The sequence below is a fragment of the Acinetobacter sp. ESBL14 genome, assembly GCF_036668815.1.
GTDB classification, from domain to species: Bacteria; Pseudomonadota; Gammaproteobacteria; order Pseudomonadales; family Moraxellaceae; genus Acinetobacter; species Acinetobacter gyllenbergii.
This window is the reverse complement of sequence record NZ_JAZEVS010000010.1, coordinates 50,124-60,146: the sequence shown is the minus strand read 5'-3', so window position 1 is coordinate 60,146 and position 10,023 is coordinate 50,124. Positions and strand designations below refer to the sequence as shown.

Below are 10,023 nucleotides of genomic sequence, written 5' to 3'. Positions count from 1 at the left end.
CGCAACTGTACCGATATCAACCGTGTCACCTGTCCTGATTGCACCCGCATTGGCGCCATTGCTTTGTAAGTTCCAGCCTTTATCCAGCTCTTCAATCGCTGCACCAACGTTGTTGCTTTCTACACCATTCACGGTATAGCTTGGTGCGCTCACTGTGCCATCTGGATTCACTACTGAACCACCACCTAAAGCATCTGATACACTCTTGGCTGTACCTGCCAACTGGCTACCATTGATCGCTTCATCCGACGTGGCACTGACCTCACCCGCAGTCACACCACTGATCTTGCCTGTGGTGCCATCAATGCTGACCCCATTTGCACCACCTACTGTGACATTGTTAAAGTCAACATCATCTTTGGTCGCTACGTTATAGATGTCTTGTCCATTCGCGCCTGTAGTTTTAGTCACTGTGACGTTCTTGCCTTCAGTCACTTCAGTTTTCGATGCCGCTGCCGCTTTATCCAACTGGCCTTTGTTTACGGCATCACTTGGGGCTGCACCATCTGCCACATTGCTAATTGTATTCCCCGCAGCATTGATGCCATCTTTGGTAATACTTGGGCCATTGGTAATGGTCACACCATCGGTGTTAATCACCGTGTCACCCGCAGTGACGCTATCTACTTTCAGGTCTTTGTTTAGACCATATTGGATGGTGTTGCCATTCTTGGTTACCGTGAGATTATCTTCACCCGCAACGGTGCCAATATCAACCGTGTCACCTGTCCTGATTGCACCCGCATTGGCACCATTGCTTTGTAAGTTCCAACCTTTATCCAGCTCTTCAATTGCTGCACCAACGTTGTTGCTTTCTACACCATTCACGGTATAGCTTGGTGCGCTCACTGTGCCATCTGAATTCACTACTGAACCACCGCCTAAAGCATCCGATACGCTCTTGGCTGTACCTGCCAACTGGCTACCATTGATCGCTTCATCCGACGTGGCACTGACTTCACCCGCAGTCACACCACTGATCTTGCCTGTTGTTCCATCAATCGTGACATCCCCAACAGTGACATTATTAAAGTCAACATCATCTTTGGTCGCTACGTTATAGATGTCTTGTCCATTCGCGCCTGTAGTTTTAGTCACTGTGACGTTCTTGCCTTCAGTCACTTCGGTTTTCGATGCCGCTGCCGCTTTATCCAACTGGCCTTTGTTTACGGCATCACTTGGGGCTGCACCATCTGCCACATTGCTAATTTTATTCCCCGCAGCATTGATGCCATCTTTGGTAATACTTGGGCCATTGGTAATGGTCACACCATTGTCATTGATTAAGGTATCGCCCGCACGAACGCTATCGACATTTAAATCACGGTTTAATCCATATTGGATGGTGTTGCCATTCTTGGTTACCGTGAGATTGTCTTCATCCGCAACTGTACCGATATCAACCGTGTCACCTGTCCTGATTGCACCCGCATTGGCGCCATTGCTTTGTAAGTTCCAGCCTTTATCCAGCTCTTCAATCGCTGCACCAACGTTGTTGCTTTCTACACCATTCACGGTATAGCTTGGTGCGCTCACTGTGCCATCTGGATTCACTACTGAACCGCCACCTAAAGCATCCGATACGCTTTTGGCTGTACCTGCCAACTGGCTACCATTGATCGCCTCATCCGACGTAGCACTGACTTCACCCGCAGTCACACCACTGATCTTGCCTGTAGTTCCATCAATGCTCACACCATTTGCACCGCCTACTGTGACATTGTTAAAGTCAACATCATTTGCGGTTGCAACCTCATAATCAGTACTGCCATCATTGTTAACAGTCTCAGTGACTGTAATATTTTTACCTTGGCTGACTGTACTTTTACCTGCCGCGGTTGCTGCATCTAATTGGTCTTTATTGATTGCATCTGTACCTGCTGTACCAGGACCAACATTGGTAATTTTATTACCTCCTGCATCAATCCCAGACTTGGTAATACTTGGACCATTCGCAATGGTCACACCATCTGTATTAATCACCGTGTCACCTGCAGTGACGCTATCTACTTTCAGATTTCGATTTAGAGCATATTTAATGTCATTACCCGTTTTAGTGACGGTTAGATTTTCCTCCCCATCAGCAGTACCAATATCAACCGTATCACCAGCTTTGATCGCTGCACCACCTGCCCCATTGCTTTGTAGATTCCAACCTTGATCCAGCGCTTCAATCGCATCACCGACATTATTGATTGGTGTTTCATTGACGATATAGCTAGGTGCTGAGATTGTGCCATCTGGATTCACAACTGAACCACCACCCAAATGATTGGCTGTTGATTCTGCAAGGTTTCCTAAGGCTTGTTGCGTCGAATAAAGCTGAGAACCATTAATTGCATCGGTACTTGTTTCACTGACACGGCCTGCTGCCACATTAGTCACTTGACGTTCATTGCCCTCACTACCGACACTGACCACACTGCTCGGCGTTGTTCCTGCATAACCATAAGTGATACCACCCACCGTTCCATTGGCAGTTGGATTGGCTGCTGAAGTGACCGAACCTGCACCAAGCGCAACATCATCCGCATTGGTTGCTGTTGCACCAGAACCCAATGCCACACCTCGTGTTGCTTGCGCATTAGCGGTATCACCCAAAGCAATTGCGCCTGCCGCTGCAGCTGTTGAGGTATTCCCTAATGCGACTGAACCCTGACCTATGGCCTGGTTAGTATTACCAATCGCCACAGCGCCACTTGCCAAAGTGCTTGCAGCGGTATCTCCTGCAGCAGTGTTGTCCTTACCTAAAGCAACGGCACCACTACCTGCTGCTCGGTTTGGATCACCGATTGCAACAGCCCCGTCACCTGTTGCCACCTGATCTCGCCCAATCGCAACGGCACCGCCCGCTGCAGTTTCTGAATTGGCCGTAGTCCCATCCGAACCAATTGCAACATTTTTGCCAGTTGCACCGGTGGTTACGCCATTCCCCATTGCAATATTATCGCCAGTTGTTCCAGCAGCAGTCGCTGCATTAAAACCGACCACGATATCACCATTACTTCGTGCTTGAGATTCTGCACCTAATGCCACAGTAAAATCACTGCTTGCCTGAGCACCTGCACCTATAGCAGTTGCTTCAACACCTGAAGCATTTGCTAATGATCCGAAAGCACTTGCAGTCTCACCACTCGCTTTTGCATTTGAACCATTTACGGTTGCACCGACTCCTGAAGCTTCTGCAAAATTACCAGTTGCAGTCGCAAAATCAGCAGTTGCTTTAGAAAAAGCCCCAATGGCTGTAGATGCGGTATTACTCGCAATTGCACTTGCACCTATCGCAGATGAAGTCGACCCTGTAGCAGCACTCGCCTCACCAAGAGCAAGCGTATTTCGACCCGCAGCACGAGCGCCTTTTCCGACAGCAAGTGCTGTTCGAACTATGCCATTCTCGGTAATCCCCTGTGCAGTTGCACCTTGACCAACTGCAATATCTTGAGTATTTGTTGCTGTACTTTGTCGGCCCACCGCAATGGTTTCATTACCTGTCGCCTTTGAACGAGTTCCCATTGCAATTGAATCAACACCCGCAGCATGTGGCGATGATGCTAAGTCATAATCTCTAGTTGTGGAGTCACTACTACCAATCGCAATACCACGTTGTCCACTGGTTGTTGCAGAATATCCGAGTGCAATCCCGCCCGTTGCACCAGTATTGACTGTCGCAGTATTCCCTTGGGCAATCGCATAATCGGCATCGGCATAACTCTGACGTCCAAACGCAATCGCTGTTTGACCTGTAACACGGTTGCCAACCCCAATGGCAATACTGTTGGTCCCCACTCCAGTACCATCAGGCGTGGCATTAGCAGCATCGACCACTTGGTTACCCATCCCCATTAAGATATTGTACCCCCCTGTTCCGACGGTACTATTACCTTGCCCCATAAGCACATTATGAAATTGGCTGCCACTCCGAGATACGTTTGCTGTCCCAACCACGGTTGCACCACCCTGTCCCGTAATCGTATTTTGGCGTCCCACTGCGGTCGACCCCGTAAGTACGCCCGCAGCATTTCCTGTTGGTACACCAGCACCATAGGCAACATTTCCATCACCGCGACGGTTAACAATTCGTTGCTGCCAAGTTGAGTCAGTTCCTGAGATGCTATTACCACATCCCATCGCAACACTCCCCCCACCATTACCAGTCGTACCATTTGTTATACTAGCTGCTCCCCCAGCACTATTACATTGTGTTCCATCAGGTGAAATCGCCATACTGGAGCCATTACTTGAGCTTCCACCTCCCGTATTCACCGCAGCAAAAGCTCCTACACTCCAAAAGACAGAGCTAATAGTTAAAGCAATTAAGCTAGGCTTAAGCAGAACTTGTTGATATGTTGCAGCAGATGAGGTGATCTCTGTTTTAATTGATGTATTTGCAGCTACATTTCGTTTTTTTGTTACGCCGCGTGCATTTTCTGAAACCACAGTCCATAAATTTAGACTTTTATTCCAGACCAAACGATATATTTTATTCATAATCAGTACTTCTTAGAGGATTCTAACCCGTACAAATTTAAATAAACAAAACCTACACGCTATTAACAATTAAGTTTAATATTTAACAATTGCGTCACATTTTTGGTAATTTTGATGAAGTATTCCCAGAATGCATAATAAAGTACATATTAAACAAAAATAATAAACATAATGGGACTATTTTAAGATAAATCACAACTGTATATTAAAGCTCAGGTATAAGTGTGTCATCTCGACATTCGACACCTTTTTTATTCCTATGCTATGAAAAAACAGTTACTTAACATCCATAATGATTATCTAAAATTACTTGTGGATACTGCAACCACATTTGGTATTCCCAAAGCTGAAGTCATTCGCTATTGCCAAATCCCTTTATCTTTGCTTACTGATAATAACAAACAAGAACGCATTAGTTTTGACCAATGGACAGAGATTATTATTCGCCTACTGGAACTTTTTCCAGATAAAGGCGTAGGTTATCAATTTGGTTTAAATTGCAAGCTCACCGCGCATGGCGCACTAGGATTTCTATTAATCACCAATAGTTCAATCGGCAAAGTCCTTATTGATTTACAAAAATATTATAGTATGCGTATTCATAAAATGGATTTAGCCGTTCTAAATAAAAATAATAAAATCATTCTAAGGCTCAACCCACTGTATCAACTTCCCACCCAACTCAATGAAAGTAAAAAAAATATAGTCAATCGTTTTTTCCTAGAAAGTGCATTGATTGACATTATTAGTAATTTACAGATGATCACTAATTTTAATTTAACTGGAGTCAATATTTATGTGACATGGGATAAAGAAGATTATCATTCATTTTATGAAAAGCGCTTACCCATGATGCATTTTAATCAAGAGCATAATCAGATTAGCTTTGATCTAAAATGTTTGGATCTACCACTGACGTTTAGCTCAAATAGTGCTTATCAACTTGCAATGGAAATGGTGAATAAAGAATACCTTTTCTATCAAGATCAAGACAATAAGATTATTTTAAAAGTAAACCAACAACTCAAATTTACCCCAGGTATCGGTTTCCCAAGCCTAACTGATGTTGCTGAAAAATTAAAACTCTCAGAAAGAACTTTAAAAAGAGAATTAGCACTTGCCAACACAACTTTTTCTGCACTACTACAATCAAAGAAGTTTGAACTTGCCAAAAAGTTGATTGACTCAAATCGTAATATTCAAGAAATCTCTGATTTACTGGGTTATAGCCATATTAGTGCTTTTTCTCGGGCTTTTTTTGGCTGGACAGGTAAAAAACCAAGTGATTATATTCGTGAACAACGGATTTCTATCAAAAGCTATTATATGGAAAAATCTAAAAAAATATATAAATAACATCTCCCCCTTAATTTCATCACACTGAACATTATTAACCAAAAAATTAGACATAATATGCATTTTTCACCTAAACCATTCCATTATTAAAAAAAGACAGATACATTATAAAGACTCAGTTTCTCCTCAGTCGTTGATACCCCGAATTAGGCGACTGAGGCTTTTTAATATAAGTGAAAATTGATAATAATTTAAAGAGTTTATTATCAAATAAAACAAGCTATTTTATATAGCCCCAAGTTTACCCTCAGTTGTCGATACCCCGAATTAGACAACTGAGGCTTTTTATTTTTTAGCCTTACCAATTTATACTTTAAATATAATTTTCTAAATAAAGTGCTAATCCAATCTATTATAGAAATATTTCTTTCTTAACCACAGAGACACACTGACAAGCGCAATCAACACAGGGACTTCAACCAATGGCCCAATCACCGTGGTAAAAGCGACAGGTGAAGCCAAACCAAAGGTCGCGATTGCAACAGCCAACGCCAACTCAAAATTATTGCCCGCTGCTGTAAATGAAATCGCGGTGGTTTTCGCATAGTCATTGCCCATCCACTTACTCATAAAGAAGCTGATGAAGAACATCACGACAAAGTATATGGTCAATGGAAGTGCGATACGAAGCACATCCAAAGGCAAGCTCACAACCTCAGCACCTTTCAGGCTAAACATCGCCACAATGGTAAACAGCAATGCCAACAAGCTGAGCGGACTGATCTTGGGCAAAAAAACATGCTGATACCACTGTAAACCTTTGGCACGGACCAAGATTAAACGGGTCAAAAACCCAAGCAAAAATGGAATACCGAGATAGATCAACACCGCATGGCTAATGGTCCAAAAATCAACATGGATCACTTGCCCTGCAATCCCAAAGTAAGGCGGTAAAAATGTTAGGAATAACCAAGCATAGGTGCTAAAGAATAGAATCTGGAAAATACTATTGAAAGCGACCAAGGCTGCGACATATTGATTATCACCACAAGCCAAACCGTTCCAGACCAAGACCATTGCAATACAACGGGCCAAACCAATCAAAATTAGTCCAGTCATATATTCTGGATAGCTATGCAAAAAAAGAATGGCTAATGCAAACATCAGCACAGGCGCAATCACCCAGTTCTGCACTAAAGACAAAGTTAAGGTTTTTTTGTCTTTGAACACTTGCGGCAGTGTGGCGTAATCCACTTTGGCTAAGGGTGGATACATCATCAAAATCAAACCCAGCGCAATTGGAATATTGACTGAATCGACACTCATTTGGTTCAAGCTGACCGAGGCTTGCGGGATAAACACACCTATCGCAACACCTAAAGCCATGGCGATAAAAATCCAGAGCGTCAGGTTACGATCTAAAAAGGAAAGGGTTTTCATGGCATTTTAATCACAGCAACTTTTTGATACCAAGCTTTGCAAACTTGGAAATAAGGTCACCGCTTGCGTATCTAAAACCGACAGAACCTCATGCCCCCATGCGGGAAGTTGAGGATTGATACGGTAATAGACCCATTGCCCCTGACGGCGATCTTGCAACAAACCTGATGCACGTAATAAAGCCAGATGACGCGAAATTTTCGGTTGACTCAATTGTAATTTTTCAGTCAGATCACATACACATAACTCTTGATGCTGGGCAACCAACATTACGATATTGAGTCGGGTTTCATCAGATAAACACTTAAAAAAAGCGACAGCTTCCATTTCAGTTTCCTATTTAAATCTTCAATTTACGGGCTTAAGATTTACTGAATTCGCTGACCGTGTTCATCAATCACTTGCTCGCCATCTTCTTTGCGAAATGCGCCTTTTTGAGGGAAAGGTAAAATGTCGAGTACCAGTTCCGAAGGTCGACATAAACGTGTACCCAAAGTCGTGACCACGAAGGGACGATTAATAAGAATAGGATATTCAAGCATAAACTCGATCAGTTGAGCATCGCTCCAATCGTCTCGATCAAGTGACAAGTTACGATAAGGCTCGACATTCTGGCGGATTGCTTCTCTGACCGTTAATTGTGCATCCCGAATCAAACCAATCAGCTCATTCCTTGTTGGCGGATGAGTCAGGTATTCAATCACGGTTGGCTCAACCCCAGTGTTCCGAATTAAGGCCAGCGTATTGCGTGAAGTTCCACACGCAGGATTGTGGTAAATCGTGATGTCGTCCATTGCACTTGATCTTTTAAGAAAGAGAATAATTTATTTATATACGAATATCCACATATATGCAATTCCATATATTAAAAACAAAACCTACCTATTAAAATACCTCATAAAAATCATTAAGATATAGAGACTAAATCTGGACTATTTTTTAAATCGAGGATGGATGTTGAATTATTGAAAAGCGCTAAAGCGTTCCAATTCATCAATGAGCTGTTTCTTTAAGTCGTCATCATAAATTTTGAATTTTAGTGTTTGGGTGTAGTTTTCAACAAAGATCAGACGACTAAATTCACTGTTTACTAGGCCCTTGCTCACTAAAAATGTCTGATATGCCGAAAGTAAGACATTCAAACGATGGCTTAGTGGTTTGTTGTTTCGCCAGGTCAGCTCTTTTTCATGCATATAAATCGCTCCTCGTTTTTCTAAGCCCTTCCCCTTCATTTACCATGATTTAAATTTATTCGGATGCGTGTTGAAACGTTTTATGATTATTCAGTTTTTATTATATAAATCACGATAATGTTTTTAGATGACGTTTTTATGACAGCTTTAGAATTCTGAAAAAATCAATGAACATCAGCTAGATAAGTTTTCTTTTATAGACTATGCTGTATAGGTCTCTTAAATGTGATATTGAATCATGAGCAGTACCTGTCTGTTAACTGAATTAAATCAAATGATTCATTATTATGTGACACGGAATGGCTATCAACCGACACGAATTATTCTCGGGTATAAAACCTATACCACCCTCATGCAAGACCAACACTTTTCTAACGAAGTGTTAAATTCCGCACTCGATCCCAATAAACGTAAATACAAAAAACTAAAAATCAAACTGACCAAGGATGATGATCAGTTAGAACTTGAATAATGGCAGTGAATACAATCTTCATTTTCGCCCCCTCAAGCTAGAAATCGTGTATAGAATAGTTAAAAATAGAGACCGCAAGCTGCCGTGACAGAAGTGAATTTATGATTATAAAAGCGACCCAGCAAGACCACACAAACTTATTAGACATCTGGGAAAAATCAGTTAGAGCGACGCATGACTTTTTACCTGAAGCCATGATTACTGAGCTCAAGCCACTGATCCTGAATGAATATTTTCATCATGTTGCACTGTATAAATATGTGATTGAACATAAAATTGTCGGCTTTTTAGGCTGTAGTAACGACAATATTGAAATGCTGTTTATTCTGCCAGAATATCGAAGATTAGGAATTGGCAAAGCCTTGCTCGATTTTGCAGTCAAACAACTTCAGATCTATAAAGTTGATGTGAATGAGCAAAATCTACAAGCTGTTCAGTTTTATCAAAAAATGGGATTTCAGACGATAAGTCGTTCAGAACTCGATGGTCAGGGCAATCCCTATCCACTTTTACATCTACAAATAACGCCCTAAGCAGCAATGCTGACAGACTTATTCTTCCTCATAGAGAAACACGTGTTCAATGCTCAGTCCAAATGCATGAGCAATTTTAAAGGCAAGCGTTAGACTCGGATCATAGCGCTCCTTTTCAATGGCATTAATGGTTTGCCGCGAGACACTGACATAATCCCCCAAGTCGCTTTGAGACCAGCCTTTGTCTTTTCTCAACTGGGGTACATTATTTTTCATCGATATTTCCAAGTTCCTACGGCGGTCGCAATTGACCAAAGCATCGCCATCATCGGCCAAATGATAAACATGGTCAGTTTTGGAAAGCCCACATTTTCCAGAAAGCCATAACTAAACGTAATCAAAGATGTACCTACAAAGCTTATACCAAGCGCCTGTAATTGTATCTTCTGTTGCAGTTCATCAAAACCTTTGAATTGTTGAATAATCACAAATGCAATCAGCAATGCTGGCAACATTGGCGTTAATGAAACAACAATTTTAAGCCATTGTAGATCAATAAAATTTAAAACTTTTAATGAGCCGATCAAAACCACCACATAGATTGCAATCGCGATCAGCAGCTGCAACAAATTCCGAGAATAATTCATACCACACCATGTAA

Annotated in this window: 10 protein-coding genes; 3 read left to right on the top strand and 7 right to left on the bottom strand. The window is 42.1% G+C overall.

All coding sequences use genetic code 11. From position 1 onward, the window contains the following. A partial coding sequence (locus tag V6E90_RS20845; RefSeq protein WP_332606352.1) for an ESPR-type extended signal peptide-containing protein occupies nucleotides 1-4,488 on the bottom strand: 4,488 nt, incomplete at its 3' end. Between the two features lie 264 nt (nucleotides 4,489-4,752). Here V6E90_RS20845 and V6E90_RS20840 point away from each other — a divergent pair. Next, on the top strand, nucleotides 4,753-5,844 hold the full coding sequence (locus tag V6E90_RS20840; RefSeq protein WP_332606351.1) for an AraC family transcriptional regulator: 1,092 nt from the start codon (nucleotides 4,753-4,755) through the stop codon (nucleotides 5,842-5,844). A 339-nt stretch (nucleotides 5,845-6,183) separates the two neighbouring features. On the opposite strand, the gene arsB is transcribed toward V6E90_RS20840, so the two are convergent. The 4 genes from arsB to V6E90_RS20820 form a co-directional block, all read right to left on the bottom strand. Continuing rightward, a complete protein-coding gene (gene arsB / locus V6E90_RS20835; RefSeq protein ID WP_332606350.1) occupies nucleotides 6,184-7,224 on the bottom strand; it encodes an ACR3 family arsenite efflux transporter in 1,041 nt (346 codons plus the stop codon). A gap of 6 nt (nucleotides 7,225-7,230) precedes the next feature. After that, a complete protein-coding gene (locus tag V6E90_RS20830; RefSeq protein WP_016543106.1) occupies nucleotides 7,231-7,551 on the bottom strand; it encodes a metalloregulator ArsR/SmtB family transcription factor in 321 nt (106 codons plus the stop codon). Nucleotides 7,552-7,592: 41 nt separating this feature from the next. Continuing rightward, entirely contained in the window at nucleotides 7,593-8,018 is a 426-nt protein-coding gene (arsC, locus tag V6E90_RS20825; RefSeq protein WP_332606349.1) for an arsenate reductase (glutaredoxin), read from the bottom strand. Between the two features lie 168 nt (nucleotides 8,019-8,186). Continuing rightward, nucleotides 8,187-8,417, bottom strand: coding sequence for a hypothetical protein (locus tag V6E90_RS20820; protein WP_023270826.1), 231 nt, complete (start codon nucleotides 8,415-8,417; stop codon nucleotides 8,187-8,189). Nucleotides 8,418-8,655: 238 nt separating this feature from the next. On the opposite strand from V6E90_RS20820, the gene V6E90_RS20815 reads away from it, so the two are divergent. Next, nucleotides 8,656-8,889: a hypothetical protein gene (locus tag V6E90_RS20815; RefSeq protein ID WP_016543103.1), complete on the top strand. Its 234-nt coding sequence runs from the start codon at nucleotides 8,656-8,658 to the stop codon at nucleotides 8,887-8,889. 101 nt (nucleotides 8,890-8,990) lie between these two features. Further along, nucleotides 8,991-9,422, top strand: coding sequence for a GNAT family N-acetyltransferase (locus tag V6E90_RS20810; RefSeq protein WP_332606348.1), 432 nt, complete (start codon nucleotides 8,991-8,993; stop codon nucleotides 9,420-9,422). 18 nt (nucleotides 9,423-9,440) lie between these two features. Here the strand turns inward: V6E90_RS20810 and V6E90_RS20805 are convergent, their stop codons facing one another. Further along, the gene (locus V6E90_RS20805; protein ID WP_016543101.1) at nucleotides 9,441-9,638 is read right to left on the bottom strand and encodes a helix-turn-helix transcriptional regulator; all 198 of its coding nucleotides are present in this window, start codon (nucleotides 9,636-9,638) and stop codon (nucleotides 9,441-9,443) included. Next, nucleotides 9,635-10,009 carry a hypothetical protein gene (locus V6E90_RS20800; RefSeq protein ID WP_016543100.1) on the bottom strand — a complete coding sequence of 125 codons (375 nt, stop codon included), beginning with the start codon at nucleotides 10,007-10,009 and terminating at the stop codon, nucleotides 9,635-9,637. Before V6E90_RS20800 ends, V6E90_RS20805 begins: the two co-directional genes overlap by 4 nt. Nucleotides 10,010-10,023 lie beyond the last annotated feature (14 nt).

Coding starts and splice junctions, on each gene's coding strand:
- V6E90_RS20840 (WP_332606351.1), top strand. CDS start 4,753: ATGAAAAAACAGTTACTTAACATCCATAATGATTATCTAAAATTACTT.
- arsB (WP_332606350.1), bottom strand. CDS start 7,224: ATGAAAACCCTTTCCTTTTTAGATCGTAACCTGACGCTCTGGATTTTT.
- V6E90_RS20830 (WP_016543106.1), bottom strand. CDS start 7,551: ATGGAAGCTGTCGCTTTTTTTAAGTGTTTATCTGATGAAACCCGACTC.
- arsC (WP_332606349.1), bottom strand. CDS start 8,018: ATGGACGACATCACGATTTACCACAATCCTGCGTGTGGAACTTCACGC.
- V6E90_RS20820 (WP_023270826.1), bottom strand. CDS start 8,417: ATGCATGAAAAAGAGCTGACCTGGCGAAACAACAAACCACTAAGCCAT.
- V6E90_RS20815 (WP_016543103.1), top strand. CDS start 8,656: ATGAGCAGTACCTGTCTGTTAACTGAATTAAATCAAATGATTCATTAT.
- V6E90_RS20810 (WP_332606348.1), top strand. CDS start 8,991: ATGATTATAAAAGCGACCCAGCAAGACCACACAAACTTATTAGACATC.
- V6E90_RS20805 (WP_016543101.1), bottom strand. CDS start 9,638: ATGAAAAATAATGTACCCCAGTTGAGAAAAGACAAAGGCTGGTCTCAA.
- V6E90_RS20800 (WP_016543100.1), bottom strand. CDS start 10,009: ATGAATTATTCTCGGAATTTGTTGCAGCTGCTGATCGCGATTGCAATC.